Origin of the sequence: Tianweitania sediminis, assembly GCF_017813335.1 — a bacterium.
Lineage (GTDB): Bacteria > Pseudomonadota > Alphaproteobacteria > Rhizobiales > Rhizobiaceae > Tianweitania > Tianweitania sediminis.
In genome coordinates this window covers 168,607-193,827 of the sequence record NZ_JAGIYY010000005.1, presented here as the reverse complement: position 1 = coordinate 193,827, position 25,221 = coordinate 168,607, and the positions used below count along the sequence as shown (strand labels likewise).

19 protein-coding genes are annotated in these 25,221 nt (G+C 60.9%); 7 read left to right on the top strand and 12 right to left on the bottom strand.

The annotated features are described in order from the left end of the window. Positions 1–19 precede the first annotated feature (19 nt). From J5Y06_RS15660 to J5Y06_RS15605, 12 genes are all read right to left on the bottom strand, one after another. Positions 20–1,276, bottom strand: coding sequence for an ABC transporter substrate-binding protein (locus tag J5Y06_RS15660; RefSeq protein WP_245247923.1), 1,257 nt, complete (start codon positions 1,274–1,276; stop codon positions 20–22). A gap of 33 nt (positions 1,277–1,309) precedes the next feature. Next, positions 1,310–2,383: a branched-chain amino acid ABC transporter permease gene (locus tag J5Y06_RS15655; protein ID WP_209336127.1), complete on the bottom strand. Its 1,074-nt coding sequence runs from the start codon at positions 2,381–2,383 to the stop codon at positions 1,310–1,312. A gap of 5 nt (positions 2,384–2,388) precedes the next feature. Beyond that, entirely contained in the window at positions 2,389–3,276 is an 888-nt protein-coding gene (locus tag J5Y06_RS15650; protein WP_209336126.1) for a branched-chain amino acid ABC transporter permease, read from the bottom strand. Continuing rightward, positions 3,276–5,225 carry an AMP-dependent synthetase/ligase gene (locus J5Y06_RS15645; protein ID WP_245247921.1) on the bottom strand — a complete coding sequence of 650 codons (1,950 nt, stop codon included), beginning with the start codon at positions 5,223–5,225 and terminating at the stop codon, positions 3,276–3,278. The genes J5Y06_RS15650 and J5Y06_RS15645 overlap by 1 nt, the downstream gene beginning before the upstream one ends. Then, positions 5,222–6,097, bottom strand: coding sequence for an ABC transporter ATP-binding protein (locus J5Y06_RS15640; RefSeq protein ID WP_209336125.1), 876 nt, complete (start codon positions 6,095–6,097; stop codon positions 5,222–5,224). Before J5Y06_RS15640 ends, J5Y06_RS15645 begins: the two co-directional genes overlap by 4 nt. A gap of 429 nt (positions 6,098–6,526) precedes the next feature. Continuing rightward, a complete protein-coding gene (locus tag J5Y06_RS15635; protein ID WP_245247920.1) occupies positions 6,527–8,158 on the bottom strand; it encodes an arylsulfatase in 1,632 nt (543 codons plus the stop codon). 14 nt (positions 8,159–8,172) lie between these two features. Next, positions 8,173–8,955, bottom strand: coding sequence for a GntR family transcriptional regulator (locus J5Y06_RS15630; RefSeq protein ID WP_209336123.1), 783 nt, complete (start codon positions 8,953–8,955; stop codon positions 8,173–8,175). Further along, positions 8,952–10,010 carry an ABC transporter ATP-binding protein gene (locus J5Y06_RS15625; protein WP_209336122.1) on the bottom strand — a complete coding sequence of 353 codons (1,059 nt, stop codon included), beginning with the start codon at positions 10,008–10,010 and terminating at the stop codon, positions 8,952–8,954. Before J5Y06_RS15625 ends, J5Y06_RS15630 begins: the two co-directional genes overlap by 4 nt. Beyond that, complete coding sequence (locus J5Y06_RS15620) at positions 10,007–10,840, bottom strand: carbohydrate ABC transporter permease (protein ID WP_209336121.1); 834 nt, start codon at positions 10,838–10,840, stop codon at positions 10,007–10,009. The genes J5Y06_RS15625 and J5Y06_RS15620 overlap by 4 nt, the downstream gene beginning before the upstream one ends. Next, complete coding sequence (locus J5Y06_RS15615; protein ID WP_209336120.1) at positions 10,837–11,781, bottom strand: carbohydrate ABC transporter permease; 945 nt, start codon at positions 11,779–11,781, stop codon at positions 10,837–10,839. Before J5Y06_RS15615 ends, J5Y06_RS15620 begins: the two co-directional genes overlap by 4 nt. Then, positions 11,781–13,172, bottom strand: a complete 1,392-nt coding sequence (locus J5Y06_RS15610; protein ID WP_209336119.1) for an ABC transporter substrate-binding protein — start codon at positions 13,170–13,172, stop codon at positions 11,781–11,783. The genes J5Y06_RS15615 and J5Y06_RS15610 overlap by 1 nt, the downstream gene beginning before the upstream one ends. 104 nt (positions 13,173–13,276) lie before the next feature. Further along, positions 13,277–14,218, bottom strand: a complete 942-nt coding sequence (locus tag J5Y06_RS15605) for a formylglycine-generating enzyme family protein (RefSeq protein WP_209336118.1) — start codon at positions 14,216–14,218, stop codon at positions 13,277–13,279. A gap of 543 nt (positions 14,219–14,761) precedes the next feature. On the opposite strand from J5Y06_RS15605, the gene J5Y06_RS15600 reads away from it, so the two are divergent. From J5Y06_RS15600 to J5Y06_RS15570, 7 genes are all read left to right on the top strand, one after another. After that, positions 14,762–16,024: an imelysin family protein gene (locus J5Y06_RS15600; RefSeq protein WP_209336117.1), complete on the top strand. Its 1,263-nt coding sequence runs from the start codon at positions 14,762–14,764 to the stop codon at positions 16,022–16,024. Positions 16,025–16,065: 41 nt separating this feature from the next. Next, positions 16,066–17,565 (top strand): di-heme oxidoreductase family protein, encoded by a 1,500-nt coding sequence (locus tag J5Y06_RS15595; RefSeq protein ID WP_209336116.1) that lies wholly within the window; start codon positions 16,066–16,068, stop codon positions 17,563–17,565. Continuing rightward, positions 17,565–18,623: an imelysin family protein gene (locus tag J5Y06_RS15590; RefSeq protein WP_209336115.1), complete on the top strand. Its 1,059-nt coding sequence runs from the start codon at positions 17,565–17,567 to the stop codon at positions 18,621–18,623. Before J5Y06_RS15595 ends, J5Y06_RS15590 begins: the two co-directional genes overlap by 1 nt. Positions 18,624–18,627: 4 nt before the next feature. Next, positions 18,628–19,737: a DUF1513 domain-containing protein gene (locus tag J5Y06_RS15585; protein ID WP_342453439.1), complete on the top strand. Its 1,110-nt coding sequence runs from the start codon at positions 18,628–18,630 to the stop codon at positions 19,735–19,737. A gap of 90 nt (positions 19,738–19,827) precedes the next feature. Then, positions 19,828–21,219, top strand: a complete 1,392-nt coding sequence (locus tag J5Y06_RS15580; protein ID WP_385932620.1) for a sigma-54-dependent transcriptional regulator — start codon at positions 19,828–19,830, stop codon at positions 21,217–21,219. Beyond that, positions 21,137–23,218 carry a sensor histidine kinase gene (locus tag J5Y06_RS15575; protein ID WP_209336112.1) on the top strand — a complete coding sequence of 694 codons (2,082 nt, stop codon included), beginning with the start codon at positions 21,137–21,139 and terminating at the stop codon, positions 23,216–23,218. Before J5Y06_RS15580 ends, J5Y06_RS15575 begins: the two co-directional genes overlap by 83 nt. Before the next feature lie 179 nt (positions 23,219–23,397). Continuing rightward, positions 23,398–25,047, top strand: a complete 1,650-nt coding sequence (locus J5Y06_RS15570) for an OFA family MFS transporter (RefSeq protein WP_209336111.1) — start codon at positions 23,398–23,400, stop codon at positions 25,045–25,047. Positions 25,048–25,221: the final 174 nt, after the last annotated feature.

Below are 25,221 nucleotides of genomic sequence, written 5' to 3'. Positions count from 1 at the left end.
CGACCGTACCTGAAGGAGCCTATTTGCCCGTCTTCTTGAACTCCTCGGAGTATTTTCGCACCTCTTCCCAAACCACATCCTGGTTTGCGGAAAAGAAGTCTGTGTCTGGCACGAACTTCGCACCGTCCCAGTGGGCTATGCGCCCCTGTCCGCCACCCTGGTGATCTTCTGGCGTAATGGTCGTTGCGGGGATCAATCCTTCCGCCGTGAAATCGGAAATGGACCGCAGGCCGGCGTTGAGCCATTCGCCCGAGATCGGACCATCCGGGTCCTTCTCGAAGGCCTTCCGCACACCCTCCACCATAATCGCGGCCAGCATCACCCCATAGTTGTAGTAGGCGGTACCAACCTTGTCTTCCGGTCCTGCACCTTTGTCGGGCTCCACGACCTCCTTCAGGATTTCCTGGATCAACTCCGGTTCGCGTCCGGAAACACAAGGCTCAACCTTCAACACGCCCGTGCATTGTTCCGCACCGACGACTTCCATGTCGGACTCTGAAATCCAGACGCTCGACGACAAGCGCGACATGTCGAGCCCATTGCGAATGGCCTCTGTCAAAGCCGTGGTTTGACCAACCCCCGCGCCCCAGAACATCACCCAGTCAGGACGCGCGCGGCGCACCTGCGGCCATATCGCCGATTGGTCGTTTCCAGGCGGCGTATAGGGGAAGGTGACGAGCTCAAAGCCTTGCTGCTCAGCCAGCTTTTGGAGGATCGGCAGCGGTTCTTTGCCGAACGGCGTGTCGATATGGACGTAACAGATCTTTTTGCCGTTCAGGTCTCCGTCCTTTTGCCGAAAGAAGTCGATCAGCAGCGCCGCCTGCGTCCAGTAGTTGGGCGAAAGCGGCAGAACATAAGGGAACGCCGTCCCGTCAGCAGCGTCGGAGCGACCCGAGAACGCGGTGATCAGGTTGATCTTGTCTTCCAGGGCGCGGGGAACAAGCGCTCGCGCTACTGGTGTCGACAGCGGGTCGATCAACACTGCGCCTTCGCTCTTCGCCCGTTCATAGGCCTCGATCGCCCGCGGAAGATCGTTGCCGTGATCCGATACGTCGGCGACGATCTGATGCCCGTTAATCCCGCCCTGCAAGTTGACGAGCGTCAGGTAGTCGCGCTGTCCTTGGCTATATTCCGCAGTCACAAAGGTATAAACCTTGGTGAAGTCCTGCGGCATTGAAAATCTGATCACCTTGTCTTGGGCAGCTGCGATGCGGATGGGCATCTGGCTCAGAACTGCGGCGGCCGCGGTAGCGGTCAGGAACTCCCGTCTTTTCATTTCCGTTCTCCTCCACATTGTTTTTGGTCGCACTCACTGCCGGGCGTGGCGGAAAGGCCAAACCAGGAAGTAGTTCCTCAGGTTCGCGTAGATCTTTGCGAGCCCCAGCGGCTCCCAAAGCAGAAACCCCACGATCATTGCGCCATAGAGCATCAGGGGGACATGACTGCGCAGATCCGTGGAGATCGTCATGCCGAGTTCGCTTGCCGCGAATCCGAAGAACTGGTTGAGCAGAATCGGCGCAAACAGGATGAGTGCTGCTCCAAAAAAGGAACCAAGCACACTCCCGAGGCCACCGACGATCACCATGGCGACCAGTTGGATCGACAGGTCGAGGTGAAACTGGTCGGGCGAAATGGCGCGATAATAACAAACGGCCAAGACTGAACCTACGACGCCGCCGATGAAGGAAGACACCCAGAAGGCAAGCAGCTTGTACCGGAACGTGTTCACGCCGATCACCGCTGCCGCATAGTCCTTTTCTCGCACGGCAGCGAGGGCGCGCCCGAAGCTCGAGCGGCGAAGGTTCAGCATGAAAAGGGTGACCAACAGGCAGATCAACAGAGCCACATAGTAAGGCGCGAGGTCGCCGGTCACTTCGACGCCAAGGAACGACACCCGCGGCACCTGTAAGGTCGCCTGAGTGCCGCCGCTGATTGCGGGAAACTGTATGATCACGAAGTCGACGATGTACTGCATGGCCAGCGTTGCCATGGCGAGGTAGAGGCCCTTGACCCGAAGGGCTGTCGCGCCAAAGATCATCCCTACGGCCGCACTCAACAAGCCGCCGCCGATCATCGCCAGTTCGAACGGCAAACCAGCCCGGACCATGTGAACGGAAGCATAGGCGCCGATTGCGATCACCGCGCCATAGCCGAGATGGATCTGCCCTGCCCCGCCCATCAGGAAGTTCAAGCCAAGCGCGGCGGTGGACCATATGACCCAAGGAAGCAGATAGCTGACCAGATACAAGCGATCGATCAGCAGCGGGGCGAAGATCGCCAGCAGGAATATTAGCAAGGCCAGCCGACGGTCGAACGGTAAGGGCCAGATCTGCCGCTCGTCCTGGTAGCGTGTATGCCGGATGCCAGCGCGACGGTAAAACATGGCTGCTAAACTCTTTCGATATGCTCGCGGCCGAACAGGCCGTGGGGTCGCAGCAACAAAGTCAGCACGATAATGACCGATGCCACGACATCGCGCGTACCCCCGCCGACGATCGGGTCAAGCACCCCTGTGGCGAGGCTTTCAGCCAGCCCCACGATGACGCCGGCGATCAGGACGCCCGGCAAAGAGTCCAGGCCTCCAAGAATGGCGATCGCCAGCGCCTTGATCAAAAGCAGCGACAAGGACCAGTCGACGCCCTGGGTTGCTCCCCAAAGCACACCGGCAGCCGTAGCCATGACGGCTGATAAGCCCCAGGCGATGGCGATGGCGCGCTCGACCTTGATGCCGACAGACCAGGCAGCGGACTGGTCGTCCGAAACCGCCCGCATGATGATGCCCAGGCGCGAGTTGAAGAAATAGATCGCGACCAGGATCAGGAGCAGTGACACCGAGCCCCCAATCAGCGTCGCCTTGTTGAGGAAGATGTCCCCGATAAAGAATGGTGTCGGCGGAATCCCGATATCGAGGCGCTTCACTGCCGAACCGAAGAAACCCGGCAATACGCCGCGCAGCATGATTTCGAGGCCGAGCGTCAGCATGATCACCATGATGATTGGCTGGCCGACCATGCGGCGGAGAGCGAACCGCTCAAGAAGCGTTCCGATCAGGAACATGGCGACAAGTGCTAAGGGAATTGCGATCCAGATCGGAAAGCCCGTGAGGGCTGAAAAAGCCCACGCAAGATAGCCGCCCATCATCGCGAGGGCACCCTGCGCGAGATTGGCAATACCCGATGTCTTGTAGATCAACACGATGCCGGCTGCCACCAGCGCATACATCAGGCCGATAAAAACACCGTTGATCGCGAGTTCCGCCAAAAGCAGCATGTCCATCAGACGAGCACCTTCCGGATCTCGAGTTCGCGGGTCAGCACACCATGCGTGCCGTCCTCGTAGGTTATGCTCGCCTCGTAAACCACCTTCTCGCTTGCGGAGTACAGCGCCTCGATCAGCGGCGCGTAGCGATCCTCGATCACGCTGCGCCTCAGCTTTCGGGTGCGCGTGATCTCGCCGTCATCGGCGTCGAAATCTTTGAAGAGGTTCACGTAGCGTCGAATCTTCAATGGCTCGGGCTGGGTCTCGTTGACATGCGCGATGACCTCGCCCACGAGGTCGCCGACTTCCGGCTTCTGTGAAAGCTCAGCATAGGATCCATAGGTGATTGCCCGACGCTCTGCCCAATGGCCCACGGCTTCATAGTCGATGCACACAATTGCGGTCAGGTCGTCGCGCCCTGCGCCGAACACCGCGACGTTTCGCACGAAGGACGCGAACTTGATCCGGTTCTCGATAAAATTGGGGATGAAGCGCTCACCAGCGGCCGTGTGAACCACTTCGCTGACGCGGCCGAGCACGACAAGATCGCCCTCGCTTTCAAGGTAGCCAGCATCGCCCGTGCGCAGCCATCCGTCCACGAAGGTTTTTGCCGTCGCGTCGGGATCATCGAGATACGCCTCGATGATCGATGGCGATTTGAGCAGAATTTCGCCATCGTCGGCGATCCTCACCGCAACACCGGGCATCGCCCTGCCGACCGTGTGGAGTCGAACACTTCCCTCCACCTGTGCGGCGGACAAGGCGCAGGTCTCGGTTTGGCCGTAGAACTGCTTCAACTGGATACCGAGACCGCGGAAAAACAGGAACGTGTCCTCGCCCATGGCCTCGCCGCCAGTGAAAGCTCGTTTCGCACGTGACAAACCGAGAAAATCCTTGATCGGCCCATAAACAAGCACTTGGCCAATACCGTCGAGAACACGATCCTTGATCCCTATGGACTTGCCCGCCAGCCTGCGGCGCTCCAGTTCGACGGCACGCGGCAGGAAAAAGTCGAACAAGCGGCGCTTCAACGGCGTCGAATCCGCCATGCCAACCTGCACTCGTGTCAGCATGTTGTCCCACGCACGCGGCGCAGCGAGGTAGAACGTCGGCGCCACTTCCCTCAGATCGTGTAGGGCCGTTTCCTGGCGTTCGGGCACGTTAATGGTGGCGACGAGAACGATACCGGCACCAAGCGTGAAGATGTAGTCTCCGACCCAAGCCGTCGGCAGGTATGCGAAGAGTTCCTCATGAAGGCGGAAATATCCGCCTTTTTCTGCGTTCAGGACACCGCTGACCACGTTGCGGTGGCGCAGCGGAATACCCTTGGGCTTGCCTGTGGTGCCGGACGAATAAAGCAGCACCGCGATGTCGTCCCCACCGGCCCGGCCAATCAGCGCTGTGCGCTTACCAGGGTCGGAGGCGAGTTGCTGGCTTCCCATGTCACGCAATCGCTCAACAGAAACGAGGCCTTCAGCCTCATACGCCGCGACGCCGCGCGGGTCGTCATAAACGATGATCTCCGGTCGACCTGTGCGCGCTCGTACATCCAGCAGCTTGTCCACTTGCTCCTGGTCCTCGGCAAGTGCGATCCGCGGCTCTCCAAATCTCATATAGGCATCGAATTCATCCACCGGCACGTCTGGGAAGACCGGCGAGGGAAATGCTCCAAGAGCATTTGCCGCAACCATGGAGAAGTAGATCGCCGCGCGGTTGTCTCCGACAACCGTCATGGCTTGGCCGGGCATGAGGCCCACGGCTTCAAAACCGGCAGCCAGTTGAAGGATCTCTTCAAGCACCTGGGCCCAGGTCCATTCGCGCCAGATGCCATGCTCGCGCTCCCGGAACCCGATGCGCTCGCCGTGTTCGAAGGCGTTGCGGGCGACAGCCGCAACCAAAGTCGCCGGGGCACCATCATCCCGCACGGGCCAGCCTGTCGCTTTGATGGTTTTTACTGCCGCGTTCAAGCCGCTGCCCCCGCCTGGCGACGGGCAGCCCGCTCGCCGATATAGGCCTTCACCACGGCGGGATCCGCAATGGCCGCGCGCGGTTCCCCTTCAGCGATGATTTCGCCATAGGACAACACCACGACGCGGTCGCAGATGGCCGTCACCACGTCCATGTGGTGCTCGATGATAAGAATTGTGGTGTTGCGCTCCTCTCGGGCATCGAGAATGAAGCGCGCGATGTACTCTTTTTCCTCCTGGTTCATCCCGGCCATTGGCTCATCCAGGATGAGGAAGCGCGGTTCGGCCACCAGCGCGCGCGCCAGTTCCACCCGCTTCTGCAGTCCGATCGGGATAACCTCCACGGGCTCATTGCGAATGTCCTCGAGTTGCATGAACTCGATCGTTTCCTCGACCACGCGACGGTGCGCGAGCTCTTCCCGTTGTGACCACCACCAATAAAAGAACGTACCGAGCGCGCTTGGCCGCATCGCGGTGTGGCGCCCAAGCATGATGTTGTCGAGCACGCTCATGCCCTTGAAGAGCGCAAGATTCTGAAAGGTTCGCGCGACGCCCAGCGATGCAATGCGATGCGGCGCGATGCCGCTGACATCCTGTCCAAACAGGGTCACGGTGCCGCTGCTGGGCGGATAAAAGCCTGTCATGACATTGACCATCGTGGTCTTGCCAGACCCATTGGGTCCCACAAGTCCGAAGATTTCGCCCTTCTCGACAGAGAGGCTGACACCCTTCAGGGCGCGGAGACCACCGAAACGACGTTCAATGTCCGCGCAGACTAGAACGGGCGCTTCGCGACCACCCTTCGACAAGCCCACAGGCCGGGCCAATGCCTCTTGTTTGTCCCACGACGTCCTAGTCGGGCGTTCGCTCATGAGCCTCCTCCCTGGCCGCAAGCGGCGCCAAGCTCATCAGCATTCGAATGAATAAGGTTCATCAAGTCAAGAGGCAGGCTGGGCCTATAGGACCTGAAGTATTTTCTAAGCGACTTTGCCAGGCAGGAGGGGGGTTACGAAACCGCTTGCTGAACGTCATTCGCAACTGTGCTGCGCAGGCGGCGGTGCTTAGAGCAGCACCCGCTGGAAGGTTGCACCTAATGCAATAGCGCATCGGAGTTGATGCAGCTTATGTTAGCCGGAACGGCTCAAAAATGGGGGCGGCTTAATAGCGTCTCGTCCCGGAGGTCTTCAAACCCGATGCCTAGTGGCCGTAGCCACATTCCCGCAGAGACTGGCTTAAGACGCGTGCTCCGGTAGGCGGCCAACAGCTAAAGCTTCGGCTTTCGAGTTTTTCGGCTATCACCCCTAGCCTTGTTCCTCCTCCTTCTCCCAGAACGCATTTCCGCCCAGCTTCTTCATTTCCTCCAGGATCTTTTCGCGCGGAATCACGCCACAGCGCTTCGCCCACGCCTCGTAGAGCGCAAGCATGTCCTTGACCCGCTCGGAATTATCCGCCGCAAGGTCGCGCATCTCGGTGCGGTCGCTTTGCATGTCGTAGAGTTCCCAGGCGCCAGGATAGTTGCGCACCAGCTTCCAGTTGCCCACGCGCACGGCGGCATTGCCCTCATGCTCCCAAAACAAGGGCTCGGTGCGCTGGTGATCTTCGGCAAAGGACTTTACGAGGCTCACGCCCTCGAGTGGAAGGATGACGTTGCCTTTGAAGGTTTCCGGATAGCGCGCTCCGCTTACTTCAAGAACAGTAGCCATCAGGTCGGGCAGTTGGCCCGGCACATGGCGGAGCGCGCCACGCTCCGCAATGCCTTTCGGCCAATGCGCGATCAACGGCGTCGCAATGCCGCCTTCGTGGATCCAGTGTTTGTAAAGGCGGAAGGGCGTGTTCGACATGTTGGCCCAGGCCACACCATAGCTTTGGTAGGTGTCCTCAGCGCCGGGCATGATGGTTGGGTCGTTGCCGAGGCGCACCGGTCGACCATCGCGGGTTTGCGCGCGGGCTATCATCAGGTCTTCGACGAGGGACTTCTCGTCCACGCCTTCCGGGATGTCTTCGGCACAAGCGCCATTGTCGGAAAGGAAGATGATCAGCGTGTTTTCGAAACGGCCTGTTTCCTCAAGCGCTTGAAGGATCCTGCCAATGCCTTGGTCCATGCGGTCGATCTGCGCGGCATAAACCTCCATGCAACGCAGCAGCCATTCCTTCTGCTCGGCATTTTCCCACGCGGGCTGTGACGGATCCCGATCGGTGAGCATCCACGACTGGTCGATGATGCCTGCGCGAACCAGGCGTTCGAGCCGCTGCTCACGCAACCTGTCCCACCCCGCGTCGAAACGCCCTTTGTACTTGGCGATGTCTTCGTCATGCGCGTGAAGCGGCCAATGGGGCGCCGTGTAGGTCACATACTGGAACAGCGGCTTGTCGGGGCTAGCAGCGTGGTGCTCATGGATGAAAGCGGCCGCTTGGTCGCTGATTGCATCGGTATAGAAGAACTCCGCGTCGTCCCTCGCCTCATGCTCTATGTTCTCGTTGCCGCGCGTCAGAGTATTTGGATAAAAGAAGCTGCCGGCGCCGATGATCGTACCGTAGAACTTGTCAAAGCCGCGCTGCATCGGCCAGGAGTCGGTTGGCTCCCTCAGGTTCTTCGCCACGTGCCACTTGCCACTCAGATAGGTGCCGTAGCCGGCCTCCCTCAGAACTTCCGCCATGGTGACGCAGCGGCGATTAAGATCGCCTGCATAGCCTTCCGGGCCCGTGTCATAGGTGAGAATGCCGATGCCTGTCTGATGCGGGTGCAGGCCTGTCATCAAAGACGCGCGCGAGGGAGAGCAGCGTGCCGTGTTGTAGAACTGCGAGTAGCGGAGCCCCCCGGTTGCGAGCCCGTCGAGGTTGGGGGTTTCCACTTCACCGCCGTAACAACCGATGTCGGAGAAACCCATGTCGTCATTGAGGATGATGAGGATGTCGGGCTTGGAAGCAGCCATGATGTTCTCTCCGGTCATTCGGTAGGCGACGAGGCTCGGCGCGTCAGCCGTATTGCAAAGCGATGTCGCTCGGGCACGTAAACCGTGCGCAGAAGCTCGAGTGGGCGATCGTCGCGATCGCGCGTCAGGCGCTCGGTGAATGTGAGCGGACTTCCCACCGCCACGTCCAGAAGCCGAGCAGCTTCTTTGTCGGCCAAGGTCGCGCTGATTGTTTGCACGGCATCCTTGATCTCGAAGTTGAGTTCCTGCTCGAAGACTGCGTAGATCGCCGCATCCGCGAGATCCCTCTTTTCAAGCTCCAGGCCGATGTCGGGTGGGTAGAAGGCCTGCTCGATTGCAACCGCGTCGCCATCGGCAAAGCGCAGCCGCTTGAGCTCGAAAACGGCGCGCTCGTTCAACATCTTGGCGATGTCTGCGTCCTGCTGATTGGTCATTCCCTGATGAAGGATGGCTCCCGTCGGCTCGAAGCCAGCCTCACGCCCGCTCTCGACGAACCCGATCAGCGCACCGCCCCAATCCTCGAGTTCCGAGGAACGCAGGAAAGTGCCCTTGCCTCGGGTGCGTTCAAACATACCCTCGTCCACAAGTGGCTGAAGCGCATTGCGGATGGTGATGCGGCTGACCCCGAAGATCTGACCGAGTTCGGCTTCCGTTTTTAGGCGGCCCTCGCCGTCCACCAAAGCTCCCACGCGGGCTTTTTCTCGGATCAGCTTTCGCACCTGCACGTGCAGCGGCACACGGCTCTGCGTGTCCACCGATGATGCAAGGCTCTGGGCTTTAGCACGCGCAAGGTTCATGCTGCCTCCAGCCGATGGCCCGAGGCTGCATCAAAGAGATGGATGTCCTTGGCATCAAACGAGATGGCAACCTGTTGTCCTTCCGCAAAGGCCAGCGGATCCGGCCCGCGAGCGCGAACCAATCCGCCATCGAAACTGAGGTCGAAGATGGCGTTGTCGCCGAGGTTCTCCACGAGGTCGACCCGGGCTGGCATGCCTTCTTCCCCGATCGTGATGGCCGATGGCCGCACACCGACCACGATCTCACCGGCTTGCTGCTTGACCCGCAGCGGCAAGGGACGACCGGCCAAGACCGGCGTTCCATTGTCGAGGCGAGCCTTCATCAGGTTCATGGGTGGGCTGCCGATGAAGCCTGCGATGTCAATCGAGTTCGGCCGCGCAAAGACTTCGGCGGGGCTCCCGATCTGACGAATTTCTCCTTCCATGAAAACCGCCATGCGGTCCGCCAAGGTCAGGGCTTCTTCCTGGTCATGCGTGACGTAAACTGCCGTCACGCCGAGCGAGCGCTGCAGCTTCTTGAGTTCCGCTCGCGTTTCCAGCCGCAGCTTGGCGTCGAGGTTCGACAGCGGCTCATCAAGCAGAAACAAACCACTTCGGCGCACGATGGCGCGCGCAAGCGCGCAACGTTGCTGCTGCCCGCCAGAAAGCTGGCCAGGGCGGCGATCGAGAAGGTGCTGGATGCTGACCTTACGGGCCGCGTCTTCCACACGCTCCGCCATTTCCGTTTTCGGCGTCTTGGCCATCTCCAGGGGAAAGGCGATGTTCTGGCGCACAGTCATGTGCGGATAAAGCGCATAACTTTGAAACACCATGGCAACGTCGCGATGTTGCGCGTCGAGCGCAGTGACATCCTTGCCATCGAACAGGATCCGACCCCGTGTCGGCTTGTCGAGCCCGGCCAACAGGCGAAGCGTGGTCGATTTGCCTGAGCCGGAAGGACCAAGCAGCGCGAAGAACTCGCCCGGACGAATGTCGAAATCCACCCCTTTCAGAGCTGCGACCTGGCCATGCAGCTTCGCGACCTTTTCTACCTTGACGTGACCACGTGCCGTCATCGCCGGCCTCCCCCTTTGACTGCGCCGACGGTTAGGCCCTTGACGATGTGTTGTTGTGCGATGACGCCGAGGACAACGACCGGCAGCATGGCGATCACCGAAACCGCGGCGAGCTGAGCCCAAAGCGTCTGCTCGACCGAAACGAAATTGAACATTGCGATCGTCACGGGCCGAACCGTGTTTCCACTAAGGACCACCGCAAACAGGAACTCGTTCCAGGCGTTCAGGAAGACGAACACAACGGTGACGGCGATGCCGCCCTTCACCTGCGGAATGATGATGCGCCACAACGTGGTCAAGCGTCCGGCGCCGTCCACGGCGGCCGCTTCCTCCATCTCGAACGGGATGTCTTCGAAGTAGGAAACCATCAGCCAGATCGCGAACGGCAGCGAAAACGATAGATAAATGATGATGATGCCCTGGTAGGTGTCCATCCAGCCAATATTCCGCAGAACCAGGAAGTACGGGATGATGATGCCGACCGGCGGCAGCATCTGGGTAGCCAGAATGTAGAAGCCTGCGCCTCGCTTACCGGGCACGCGGAGCCGCGCCAGCGCATAAGCTGCGGGAATGGCGAGGATCATCGTCAGCACGGTTGTGCCGATCGAGATTACGAAGCTGCTCCAAACGTTGGGCAGGATCGACTGCGATCCAAACAGCACTTCGCGATAGGCCGCCAAGGTCGGCTCGAAGAAGAACTTCGGGGGATAGGCGAGGATGTCCTGTTCCGTCTTGAACGAGTTCAGAACGCTCCAAAGAATGGGAAAGACCCATGCGATGATGAACACGAGAACCGCCAGGCTGATGGCGAGTGAGCGCAAGGTTTTCATGCTGCGCGCTCCCGGCGCATCAGGAACAACACTGCTGAAATGAGAAGAGTGACAATCAGCAGCGCAACAGCGAGCGCCGAACCATAACCCAGCGAAAGTTCCGTGAACGACTTTCTGTAGGCGTAGAGGTTGAGGATTTCGGTGGCCGTGCCGGGCCCACCTGCCGTCACCACATAGATCGCCGCAAAGGCGGTCAGTGCCACCATGGTGCGCATGATGATCACCATCACGATCGCAGGGCGCAGAAGCGGCAGAGTGATGCGGATGAACCGCTGCCAGGCACCGGCGCGATCAATGCGCGCGGCTTCGTAGATTTCGTCTGGCAGCGCTGCGAGGCTCGCAAGGAGCACCATGAAGGCGAACGGAGTCCACTGCCAGGTGTGGATCACGATTACTGAGATCATCGCCATGGTTGGATCACCGAGCCAATTCTGACTGCCGAGACCGGCGCTGATGGCGAGGTAATCGATGACGCCGAATTCGGGCGTTAGCATGAATGACCGCCACACCATGCCGACGATCGCCGGCGACAGAACCACCGGCAGGATGGCGATGATCCGAAACAACGTCTGACCGCGCTTCATCTTCATGAGCAGCAGCGCCAAGGCCAAGCCGATCACGACCTGCAGCACAACAGTCGAAACCGTGTAAACAAGGCTGAGCACGAGCGACCGCCAGAACCGCGGATCAGCGAGAAGCTGGCGGTAGTTGTCCACGCCCGCAAAGCCGTCCATGAACGGCATCGCGAGGTCCATGCGCTGGGTGGAAATCCAAATGAGGAACAACAGCGGAAAGGTCGTCGTGGCGATCAACGCAAGGAAAGCGGGCGCAAGCAGCGCTGTGGCGAAGCGCTTTTCCCGACGCGCCGAAATCCGGTCGTGACCAGTCAGACCGGGGAGCGCGTCAGGCTCCCCGGCGATATTTGGACCTGCAACGGGCATTATCGCATCATCGATGAAACGCGTTCCTGGGCGGCATCAAGCGCGGCTTTCGGCGTTGCCTGGCCGGCCAGGGCCGAAGCAACAGCTGTGGCAACAACGTCGCCGATGCCGGGCCACTGCGGAACGCGCGGCCGCCACTCGACATCCGTGTCTTCCCGCAATGCCGTCAGCGTCGCTTCGACAAAGTTGTCGCCGAACTTCGACACCGTCTCGATGTAGCCGGGGTCTTCCCACATCGACAAGCGGTTGACGCCGGACCTGCGGGTCGCGCCTTCGAACTTGTAGGACGTGCGGATCTGTGTTTCCGGGCTGGCAGCCCACTGGATGAAGAGCCAGGTCGCCTTCTTCTGCTCATCGGACAGCTGGGTGTTGATGGGGAAGCCCCAGTTCCAGATGGAGCTGACACGCTTACCCGAAGGTCCCTTCGGCCAACGTGCGTAGGAGATCTTGCCGATGACCTGCGACTTCTCGGGGTTGTTGATCACTGATGCAGAGGAATGTGCATCGATATAGCTGGCGAGCGTGCCCTGGGAAAACGCGTCAGCGATGTCAGGCCAGTTCCAGTTCTGGGCTGCAGCCGGTGCGTAGGTTTTCATCGTGTCGACGTACCAGGCAAGGGCAGCTTCCGCTTCCGGACCGTTCACGGTCAAGGTGCCACCCGGGAGCCACTCGCCGCCGAACGCGCGGAAGATCGAGGAGTAGATGTAAACGTTCTGCCCGGCTCCTGCGAGCCCGCGCAGGGCGGTGGCCCAAACGCGATCCTGGGGCGCATGAAGCTCCTTGGCATTGGCAAGGAAGCCCTCGAAGTCGTCAGCGGGCTTCAGCCCTTTGGCTTCATGCAGATCCTTGCGCAGCACCTGGAGGGTGACTTCCCCGTCATAGGGGATACCGTAGACCTTTCCTTCGATGCTGTTGGCAGCTAGCCAGGAAGGAACGATGTCTTCTGGCCTGAACCAGGCTTTGTCGGTAAGCGAGGCGTCATCAAGGTAAGGCGTCAGATCCTCTACCCAGCCATTGGCCTGGTAAAGCGGGTAATACATGGGATCCGCGGCATGCGTCGCGTAAGTTCCGGTGCCCGAGGTCAGGTCTAGCACCGCCTTCTGGCGGATCTGCGCAGGCGGCACTTTTTCAAAGCGCACATTGATCCCGGTCAGCTCCTGGAACTGTGGTGCAAGTGTGATGAGGTTTTCAAAGTAGCCCGCCGGGATGACCGCAACGGTGATGTTTTCACCCTCGGCCTGCCGCCAGTCGATCTTGGCGGACTGGTAGGCGGAAAGATCGCTGGCTTGGGCTTGCGCATGCCGGACCACCAGCGGTGACGCGAGTCCTACAGCAGTTGATGCTGCAAGCCCCTTAAGAACGAGACGACGATTCCAGTTTGACAATTCCATTTGAGCCTCCCTTCTCAAATTCGGATGCCACACGCTCGCGCAAATGTTCTGACATGTCAATCATGTTATGACATTTGTATTTTGAGGGACCGGACTGCGGGCTCCTAACGACGCACGGTTCGAAAACCGATATTCCCGGCCGTCGCGTCTGGCGTGTTGCGGCTACGCGCGGATACACGGTAACGGTCGCAATAGGAGGCATGGCAAAGGTAAGAGCCGCCGCGCAGAACGCGTTCCGCACCATCAGCCGGACCGGCAGGATCCTGGGTTGGCGAGACCGTGTAATACCCGGGATCGAACCAGTCCGCGCACCACTCCCAGACGTTCCCCGCCGTCTGATAAATGCCGTGCCCGTTCGGCGGAAAAGCTTTCACTGGTGCGGTGGCACGGAAACCGTCTTCGCCAGAATTGAATGTCGGGAAAACACCTTGCCAGATGTTGGCGCGATGTTCCCCGCTGGGATGCAACTCATCCCCCCAGGCGTAGCGCCGCCCGTCCAGCCCGCCGCGCGCAGCAAATTCCCATTCAGCTTCGGTTGGAAGGGCGCGGCCAGCCCAGAAACAATAAGCGCGCGCATCATCATGACTGACGTGCACGACCGGGTGGTCCAGTAGCGCTTCGCTATCTGACAGCGGTCCAAAGGGGTGGCGCCAGTCCGCCCCGCACACATCAAGCCACCACGGCATGCCAAGGTCCCCCAGCACGTCGTCCGAGCGGGCGGCCACAGCCAGATGGAATACGGCCGAAGACCCGCGCCGTTCAGCCGTAGTGACAAAGCCGGTGTCCTCGACGAATGCGGCGAACTGCTGGACGGTGACGCAGACCAGATCGATCGCGAAGGAACTAATATTTACTCGATGAAGAGGCCCCTCGCCGTCGTCCTTCCGGCCTTCTCGAAAGGCGTCGCCCATCTGGAAGATGCCGCTCAGGACGCACTCTTCATGTACCACATCAGCTTGAATGGACTGTCGCACCTCAGGCGAGCGAGTAGGTTCATCGGCTCCGCTGGAGGGGACGCAGCAAGATGGTAGGTCTCGGTTCGTCATGGGCTCCTCCTAGGCATGAGGAGAAAGCTCCTGTTTGGGGGGAATATGCAAGCGTTGCAGTCTGAGCATGAGGGGTGTCGTGCGATCCCGCGATAATCTTTCGCAGCCGAGCAGCCGTGGGGATCGCGGCTCGTGAGGATCTTCAGCTTCGGTCAACGGTGGTCGAGTTGACTGACCCTGCTGCTTGTGAACAGCCGGGCAGCTTCGTTTCTATGAGGCGCTAATTACTTCCCGAACTTGTCCTACCTATTGGGCAAAGATCAGGTGAGAAACGCAGGTTTTCTGTGGTTTGCTGCGTTCGTGTGTATCCCACTCCCTCGCCAGTGTCTTCTCCCCACCGTTGTTCTCACAAGCTTTCCCATGTTGACTGACAACTGAGTTCCCACGAAACGTGCTGGTGGCCATGAATGTCTCTTGCACTGCCTAAAGCTGACTTCTAAACTCCAGAAACTCGTGATCAGGTCTTGATGGACGGGTTGCCGGCCGATTGTTGTCGTCCGGTACGCGCTTCGGCGCGGCTTTGGGGACGAGCGGAGCAGCCATATGAAACATGCTTTCGGAACTGCGGCTTTGGTGTTGGCCTTCGCCGTTCCCTCTTCAGCGTCGGCAGTTGAAGCCTCGGCTGTGCTGGAAACCTATTCCAACATCGCTTTGGCAGGCTATCAGGACAGTTTGGAAACAGCCAAAAAACTCGACGCTGCCATCGATGAGCTCGCCGCAGATCCCACGCAGGAAACGCTCCGCGCCGCGCGGCAGGCCTGGCTCCAAGCGCGGGTGCCCTACCAACAAACGGAAGCCTTCCGTTTCGGTAATCCAATCGTGGACGAGTGGGAAGGTCGCGTAAACGCTTGGCCGCTGGATGAAGGTTTGATTGATTACGTGGATGGCAGCTACGGGGCCGAAAGCGACGCCAACGCGTTCTACTCGGTCAACGTAATCGCCAATCCAAAGATCAGCGTGGGCGGGACGGACGTTGACGCCTCCACCATCAACGCCGAGGTTCTGGAGTCGCTGCAGGAAATCGGCGGCATCGAAGCCAATGTTTCGCGGGGCTACCATGCGATCGAGTTCCTGTTGTGGGGACAGGATCTAAACGGAAGCGACGCAGGCGCAGGCGCGCGTCCGGCGACCGAATTCGATCCCGCCAACTGCACAGGCGGACATTGCGAACGGCGCGTTCAGTACCTGACCGCGGCCAGCGACCTGCTGGTGACCGATCTCCAGGAGATGGCTGCCAACTGGGAAGACGGCGGCGCCGCTCGCCTTGCCGTAGCCGAAGGAGATCCTGCAAACGGCTTGACCAAGATCCTCACAGGGCTTGGCTCCCTGTCCTATGGCGAGCTCGCCGGTGAGCGCATGAAGCTCGGCCTCATGCTCCACGACCCCGAGGAGGAGCATGACTGCTTCTCCGACAACACCCACAACTCGCATTTCTATGACGTGGTGGGTATCAACAATGTCTATCACGGCCGATACCAGCGGGTGGACGGCTCCATGGTCGAAGGAGCGAGCCTCGCGGAGCTGGTAAGGGAAACCGATCCGGGTTTGGCAGACGAGGTGGAAACCCGTTTGAAAGAAACCATGGAAGCGGCGAAGACGCTGAAGGCGCGCGCGGAAGGCGGCGAAGTCTATGACCAGATGATCGGCGAAGGCAACTCGGAAGGCAACGCCGTCGTGCAGGCGGTGATTGACGGCCTGATGGCGCAAACCCGATCTTTGGAGCGGGTGATCACAGCACTCGACCTCGGCGGCGTGACCATCGAAGGATCCGATAGCCTGGACAATCCCGGGGCAGTGTTCGAATAGCCGTCAACTCGGAACCACGGATCGGCGCGGACAAAAGCGGAATGCAACTCAAGCTCGCGCTCGCACTGGTTTTGCTCGCCGCTACGTCCGCAGCGGCAACGGCCATTCTGCGGGACGATCTCAGCGCAAAGGACCAGGCGAAGGTCGCGTCCGTGACGCGGCCAGCGACCGATTTCTCACGGCCTGAAGCTTTCGAGGCTATGCCCGCCGGCGCGGCCACGGTGCTCAAGCCCCGGGATGCCAACGCGTTGTCGCATCCGTCGGCGAACCTTTCCTTGGACGACCAGCAGCGCTTCGTGGTGGGGAACGGCTTGTTCCGCAAGGAATGGATCAGCGCGCCGTCCTCGACCCAGGCCTCGGACGGACTAGGCCCCTTGTTCAATGCCCGTGCCTGCCAGTCCTGCCATATCAAGGATGGACGCGGGCACGCGCCAGCAAATGCGGGCGACGATGCGGTTTCTTTGCTGCTGCGGATCTCGATTCCTCCAAACGGGAAACAGCAAAGCGCAATTGACGCGGGGCTGCTCACGGCGGTGCCCGAGCCGACATATGGCTCGCAGCTTCAGGATTTTGCCGTCGCCGGGCTTGCTGCGGAAGGCCAAGTCCGGATCGCTTATGAAGAGTTCCCGGCCAGCCTATCTGGCGGTGAAACCGTGATCTTGCGCAAGCCTGCCGTGACGATCGGCAATCTCGGCTTCGGACCCCTGGCGCCTGATTTCATGCTTTCGGCGCGCATTGCGCCGCCGATGGGCGGCATGGGACTGCTGGACGCAATCCATCCGGCCGATATCCTGGCGAAAGCCGATCCCGATGACGCCAATGGCGACGGCATTTCCGGACGTCCAAACATGGTGGGCGATGGACGAGGCGGTCTCACCATCGGCCGCTTTGGCTGGAAGGCCGTACAGCCAACGGTGGAACAGCAGACCGCGCATGCCTTTGCGGGCGACATGGGCTTGTCAACGCCGATCCTTGCGGATCATTGGGGGGACTGCGGCGAAGCTGAAGCAGCGTGCCGGTCGATGCCGCACGGCGCACAGGCGGACTTCGGGCCAGAAGAAGTGCCGCGCGACCTGCTGGATTTCGTTACATTCTATTCCGAGAACCTGGCCCTCCCCGCAAGACCCAACAGCGGCAACACCACAGTCCTGAACGGAAAGAAGGCCTTCTACCAGGCAGGCTGTCCATCCTGCCACGTGCCCAAATATGTGACGAGCCGAAACGCTGCCCATGAGGCGCACCGCTTCCAGCTGATCTGGCCGTATACCGATCTGCTGCTGCATGACATGGGGGCCGAACTGGCGGACAATCGGCCGGAAGGTCAAGCGACAGGCCGCGAATGGCGCACGCCGCCTCTTTGGGGCATCGGCACAGCCACCACGATCAGCGGGGAAGCGGGTTTCCTGCATGATGGGCGTGCTCGAACGCTCAAGGAGGCCATTCTTTGGCACGGCGGCGAAGCGCAGGCGGCGCGGGACTCGTTCGCGGCCATGCAACGAGATGAACGGGACGCGCTGATCCGCTTTCTGGAGTCGCTTTGATGAGAAAATTCCTTCTCTTGTTGATCCCGGCGCTTCTTTCGTGTCCGGCTGTTGCGCAGGAAGGACCCGGCGCTCAAATCTCGCTGGCATTTGCCCGGCCGGCTTTCGACGCTTTGGTGGAGGCTGCCGACCACGCCGAGACCACGATTGGGAGCTTGTGCGAAGCGCCCTCCCAACCCGCGCTCGACGCCGCGCGCGACGCTTTCGGAGGTCTTGTGACGACCTGGGGCCGCGCTTCGGTGCTGCGCTTCGGTCCTCTGGCGGCGAACAACCGCTTCGAACGCTTGTTCTTTTGGCCTGATCCGCGCGGCACAACGCTGAAGCAGGTGCAGGGTTTGTTGGTCGAGGAGAACGAGGCCGCAACAACGGCCGCAAGCCTCGCCGACGGAAGCGTCGCCCGCCAAGGCCTTCCCGCGCTCGAAGTGGTGCTGTTTGGCGCGGGCGCGGAGGAGCTTACGGCGACTGGAGGCGGCTTCCGCTGCCGCCTTGGTCACGCGATTGCCGCCACCATCGAAGACGTGGCGCAAGATGTTTTGGCGGGCTGGGCGCCGAGCCAACCCTTTGCGCAATCCTTTATTGCACCGGACGGCAGCAGCGCTCCCTACCGCTCGGCATCCGAGGTCAAAGGCGAGATCATCAAGGCGCTTACAACCGTTTTCCAGTTCGTCCATGCCGCCGAACTTCGTCCGGCACTGGGCGAAAAGCCGGATAAGGCGCGGGGCAAGCGCGCGCCGTTCTGGCGTTCCGATCTGACTTTCGAGCTTGTGGTCGCGCAACTGCAGGGGGCGCGCGATCTTCTGGAGCAAGCGGGCTTCACGGAGGCCTTGCCGAAGGATCATCGCTGGATCGCGGACTCGATCCTTTTCGAGCTGAACACGGCGCTGGGAGCGCTGCGAAGCATAGACATCCCGCCGGAGCACGCGTTCGAGGACCAGAACGCGCGCGGGAAGATCAATCTCGCGGATCTCGCGGTCGAGCACGCCGGGCAACAGGTGTCGGAACAACTCGCAGGTGCGCTGGGGCTCTCGATGGGATTCAACGCCCTGGATGGTGACTGATCCCGTGAGAAGCAGAGGCGCCCTCATCGATCGACGCACCTTCTTGGCTTTGGCAGGAGCGGCGTCGCTTGCTCCGCCCTCTGCTGCGGCGGAGAAGGACACGCTCCTTTTCCTCGGTGCCCGGCTCAACAAGGGTGGCTTCGAGGTGGTCGTCGTCGACGAACGCGGTCGCGATCGGCTTGTGCTTCCGGTGGAAGCCCGCGGCCATTCCTTCGCCATTGACGCGCCACGCCGTCGGGCCGTCGCCTTCGGACGCTCGCCTGGCCGTTATGCGGTGACCTTCAATGTCGATGGGTGTGGCGACCCCCTCGCCATTGCTCCTCCCGGAAACAGGCACTTCTTCGGCCACGGGGTATTCACCCCGGATGGTCGTCTGATGCTGTCCACGGAAAACGATTTCAACGGAGCGCGAGGCGTCATCGGTATCTATGACGTACAGGCCGGCTTTGAAAGGATCGGCGAATTTGCGAGCGGCGGCGTCGAGCCGCATGAAGCGGTGTTGTCCAGGGACGGGCGCACTTTATGCATCGCCAATGGGGGCATCCTCACACATCCTGACTATGAGCGGCTAAAGCTCAACTTGGATACGATGAAGCCGACGCTGGCTTACATCGACATTGCCACAGGCGAGATCGTGGAACAGGTGTCGCTTGCCCCCGAACTGCACCAGCTCTCGATTCGCCATCTTGCAACCGACAGAACGGGAACTGTGTGGTTCGGCTGCCAGCACCAGGGCCAGGCAACGGAACGGCCGCCTTTGGTGGGCAGGCATCGGCGGGGCCGCGAACCTGAACTCTTCCCCGGCCCGAGCGACGCCCTTCGGGCTTTTGACAATTACGTCGGCTCCATGTCGGTAGATGCCTCGGGAGACATCGTAGCGACCTCTTCTCCGCGGGGCGGTCTGGTGGCCTTCTGGGACTGCGCAACGGGCCGCTTTCTTGGCCAGCAGGCGATTCCCGACGGTTGTGGCGTGGCGCCGCTCGGATCCGGTAAGGTGCTTGCGACCAGCGGCCGCGGGGCGGTGGCCAGCATGTCGCCCGCGGCCGAAGTGATGTTGGTCGAGCCAGATCAAAGCAAGCCAGCCTGGGACAATCATCTGCGCGTTTTCGTGTAGGCACCCTTCCCCCCGCTTTGCCTTCTGCCGCGGCTTCGGTCATCATCGGGCGGATGCCACGACAAGATGGCCGGGAGGGAAACACAATGCCTGCGGAAGCAGCGCGCCGGACGCGCGAAGCGGTGGGAGATCCGGAGTTTTGGACCATGGCTGGCTCAGGCTTCGATCCTGGTGGTGGACGACGAGCCGGGAATGCGCAACTTTCTCATGCGTACGCTCGGGCCGCGCTGCAAGCAGGTCGAGGAAGCACCCAATGCCGAACAGGCGTCGAGCAAGCTCGACGCGCAGCATTTCGACGTCGTGATCCTCGACAACATCATGCCCGGCCGCAACGGGCTGGAATGGCTGGTCGAGCAGCGACGCGTTGGTCTCTTTCCCGACGTGATCCTGATGACGGCGTTTGCCGATCTCGACACGGCGATCCAGGCGTTGCGCGCCGGCGTCGTGGATTTCGTGTTGAAGCCGTTTCGATCCAATCAGCTCCTGAACTCCGTTGCACGTTGCCTGGATCGCCAGCGGCTGCGACGGGAGAATGCCGTTCTGCGCTATGAATTGAAGTCAACGTCCGACCACTTGCTCTTGCGCGATAGGCTGATCGGCAGTTCCGCAGCCATTGCGAAGGTCCGCGAAACCATTGCCCGCGTGGCTCCCTTGCCGATGAGCATTCTGTTGACCGGCCAATCCGGCACCGGCAAGGAAGTGGCCGCGCGCTCGCTCCACATCCTGTCTGATCGCGCTCAAAAGCCGTTTGTACCGGTCAACTGCGCGGCCGTTCCACCCGACATGATCGAAAGTGAGCTTTTCGGTCACCTGAAGGGCGCCTTCACAGGCGCGGAAAGCGGCAGGGAAGGCCTGTTCCTTCATGCCCAAGGCGGAACACTCTTTCTGGACGAGATCGGCGAACTGCCGCTTACCCTGCAAAGCAAGCTTCTGAGAGTGCTTGAAGATCGCCGGGTTCGCCCCGTCGGCTCCGAGCGTGAAGTTCCGGTTGATTTGCGCTTCATCTTCGCCACCAACGCCGATCTGAAAGCTGCAGTCGACAAGGGCCAGTTTCGCGCCGATCTTTATTTCCGCATCAACGTTATGCAGATCCACCTGCCGCCCCTGAAGGACCGCGACAACGACGTACAGGACCTGGCGGACCTCTTCATGGGCAAGCTGTCCCAACAGCTGGGAATGCCAGCCGTACCAATGGACGACGCGGTTCGCCGGGGCCTCGCCCGCTATGACTGGCCCGGAAACGTGCGCGAGTTGCGCAACCTTGTCGAACGCGTGCTGATTCTCGGGCGCTTTCCTGACGAATTCGATCTGCCGGAAACCCAAGACGATGGTGCGCCAAGCAGCGGCAGCCTTGCTGACATCGAGCGCCAGCACATCCTCGCCGTGTTGCGGGAAGCCAATGGCGATCGCGAGGAAGCTGCCCGCCGCCTGGGGATCTCGCGCAAGACGATCGATCGCAAGGTCGCGGCCTGGAACGCCTGACGTGGCCTTCAACCCCCATTCGGTGCGCTACCGTCTTCTGGCGATCGCGCTGTTGCCGACGCTCGTTATCCTGCCGCTGTTGCTTGGTGTCACCATCTACCGGTGGAACGACAAGTTCGATGCGACGCTGATCTCAAAGGTCAACGGCGACCTGACCATCGCCCACCAGTATCTCGCTCGCATCCTGGAAAACACCCAGGATCAGGTAAGCGCCCTGGGTGGTTCCGTGCGGTTCCGCGATGCGTCACTGCTGATCGATCAAACGGGCCTCACCGACCTGCTTGCGCTCAGCGGGCCCGATCTGGAGCTCGACTTCCTGTATGTGATCGATGCGAGCGGCAAAGTGCTGGCGTCCTCGCGGCCGACGCTTTCGCCGCAGCAAAGGTTTGACTGGCCGGTGGTCACCGCAGCCCTGGCTGGTCAGGCCCGAACCGGCATCGACATCTTCGAACCGGCTGAACTCGCCGGCATATCACCGGACCTTGCCGAGCGCGCCCGCCTTCCGCTCGTGGAAACGCCCAACGCCGTGCCCACCGATCGGTCCCATGAAACGCGCGGCATGGTGGTGCATTCGGCGAGCCCGGTGCTTCTTCCAGATGGCACTCGAGGCGCGCTCGTGGGTGGCGTGCTCCTGAACCAGAACCTGGTTTTCATCGATACGATCAACGATCTCGTTTATCGCGAAGCAAGCCTGCCGGAAGGCAGCCAAGGCACCGCCACGCTTTTTCTCGAGGATGTCCGCATCAGCACCAATGTGCGCCTGTTCGAAGGGCGGCGCGCACTCGGCACGCGTGTTTCGGCCGCCGTGCGCCAGGCTGTTCTCGGGGGTGGGCAAACCTGGCTCGACAGCGCGTTTGTCGTCAACGACTGGTACATCTCCGCCTATGAGCCGATCGTAGACAGTTTCGGCAACCGCGTCGGAATGCTTTACGTCGGGTTCCTGGAGCGGCCGTTCACACAAGCGAAATACGAAACGTTTCTCCTGATTGTGGCAGCCTTCTTCGTCGTGGCGGCAGCCAGCGTGCCGCTTTTCCTTCGGTGGGCGCGCGGCATCTTTCGGCCTTTGGAACAGATGGCTGGCACCATCGGCCAGGTTGAAGGCGGTGATCTCGGCGCCCGCACCGGCGCGCGCGAAGCCAAGGACGAGATCGGTCTGGTTGCGCTCCATCTCGACCACCTGCTGGACCAACTGCAAGCGCGTGACCGGGAGTTGCGGGCCTGGAACGAGGAACTCAACGATCGGGTGGAGGAACGCACGCGGGAACTCCAGATGGCCAACCGCCAGCTCGAAGCCACGACGCGTCAGCTCATCATGTCGGAGAAGCTCGCGACCATCGGGGAAATCACCGCCGGCGTGGCACATGAGATCAACAATCCCATCGCCGTCATGCAAGGCAACCTTGAGGTCGTGCGTGCCGTGATGGGGACCGACGCGATCAAGGCCGACACAGAGTTTCGCCTGCTGGATGAGCAGGTTCATCGCATCCACCAGATCGTAACCAAGCTGCTGCAGTTCGCGAAGCCGGAAGAATATGCCGGCTATGTCGAACGTCACGCCCTGCCGGACGTGGTCACCGATACACTTCCCCTCGTGCAGCACCTCCTGCACAAGGCCGCCATCACCATCGGGCGCGATGATCAGGCAACGCGCCTCGTGCTGATGAACCGAACGGAACTCCAGCAGGTGCTGGTCAACCTGATCGTCAATGCCGTGCATGCCATGCCGCGCGGCGGCGGCCTTCATCTGCGAACGCGCGATACCGAGCATGAAGGGAGGGCGGGCGTGACAGTCGAGGTCGAGGACACCGGCACTGGCATGGCGGCGGATGTGCTTGAAAAAGTGTTCGATCCGTTCTTTTCGACCAAAAAAAGCGAGGGCACCGGTCTTGGTTTGTCGATCAGCCAGACCTTGATCACGCGTCAGGGCGGACGGATCACGGTTCGCAGCGAGCTGGGCAAGGGTACCACCTTCGAGATCTGGCTGCCGGAAGTAAGCTAACGCTCCCGAAAAGGCGGACAATCTGTCTGCCGCCGTTGGACAAACTGTCCATCCAGAACCTCTATCAGCTGATCGAAACCAGCGATCCCGCAGTTCCTTTGCTTGGCATGCCGGTTGCTTAACAGACCGTGCATCTGGAGGAGATCACCCGGCCTCGCGCCGGGTTTTGGGAGGAACTAATGTCAGCAGCAACGGACGTCATAGGCGGCGTGGGACAGGTCGGGCTTCTCGACCGCGAACGCATCGTCGCCAAACCTGGCTTCAACCGGTGGCTCGTGCCTCCGGCGGCTCTCGCCATTCATCTTTGCATCGGCATGGCCTACGGCTTCAGCGTGTTCTGGCTGCCGCTATCCCAGGCGCTGGGCACAACCGGCGCCGAAGCCTGCGGAAGTTTGGGAGCGGCTCTGTTTTCCACGAACTGCAACTGGCGCGTTGCCGATCTTGGCTGGATCTACACGCTGTTTTTCGTGCTTCTCGGCTGTTCGGCAGCAATCTGGGGCGGGTGGCTGGAACGATCCGGCCCACGAAAGGCAGGCGTTGTATCGGCGGTCTGCTGGTGCGGCGGCATGCTGATCGCCGCGCTCGGCATCTACACGCATCAGCTCTGGGTGATGTGGCTGGGTGCTGGCGTGATTGGCGGCATCGGTCTGGGCCTCGGCTACATTTCGCCCGTGTCCACCCTCATCAAGTGGTTCCCGGACCGGCGCGGCATGGCGACCGGCATGGCCATCATGGGCTTTGGCGGCGGCGCCATGATCGGCGCTCCACTTGCCAATCTCCTGATGGGCTACTTCCGGACACCGGATTCCGTCGGTGTCTGGCAGACCTTCGTCGTAATGGCGATCATCTACTTCGCGTTCATGATGTCCGGCGCGTTCGGGTATCGCATTCCCCCGGCGGGCTGGCGCCCGGAAGGATGGAGTCCGCCTGCAGGCTCCAGCACCAGCATGATCACCACGCGCCATGTCCATCTGCGTGACGCCCACAAGACCAAGCAGTTCTGGATGATCTGGATCGTGCTTTGCATGAATGTGTCGGCGGGCATCGGCGTCATCGGCATGGCTTCGCCGATGCTGCAGGAGATCTTCGGCGGCCGCCTTATCGGTTTGCCGGACCTCACCTTCAATGAGTTGTCCGTCGAGCAGAAGGCCGGGATTGCGGCGATCGCAGCAGGCTTCGCCGGCCTGCTTTCGTTGTTCAACATCGGCGGCCGCTTCTTCTGGGCGTCCTTGTCCGACAAGATCGGACGAAAGAATACCTACTTCACCTTCTTTGTCCTGGGCATTGTTCTTTATGCGCTGGCGCCAACCGCAGCAGGCATGGGCAATCAGGTGCTGTTCGTCCTGATCTTCGGCATCATCCTGTCGATGTATGGCGGCGGCTTCGCGACCATTCCGGCTTACCTGGCGGACATCTTCGGGACGCAGTTCGTTGGCGCAATCCACGGTCGCCTGCTGACGGCCTGGGCAACCGCCGGCATCCTTGGTCCGGTTGTGGTGAACTATATTCGCGAGTTCCAGCTCCAGGCGGGCGTACCGCGCGAACAGGTCTATGACTTCACCATGTACATCTTGGCTGGAATGCTGGTGATCGGCCTGATAGCCAACATGCTGGTGAAGCCGCTCGACCAGAAGTGGTTCATGTCGGACGAGGAAGTCGCATCGCTTCAGGCGAAAACAGCGGCTACCGGCTACCAGGGTTCGCATGGCTCGTTCGGCATCGGCCGGGGAAGCTTCGATGGCCGGGCCCTTCTGGCCTGGCTTGCCGTAGGCATCCCGATCCTTTGGGGCGTGTGGGTGACTCTGAAAAGCACGGCCGCATTGTTCTAGCGCCGTCGCCACGAAGAACCGGCACCTGAGGGTGCCGGTTTCTTCTGCCTCATCTTCGCCACGGCTGGTCGACAAGACGGCCAAGGCGCCCTGCCCGCGGGTTCGATGTGCTGGCAGCTGACGAGCGGCTCCCCATGCGGGGTAATCAGTTCTTTAGCGATCGGTAGGATTCAC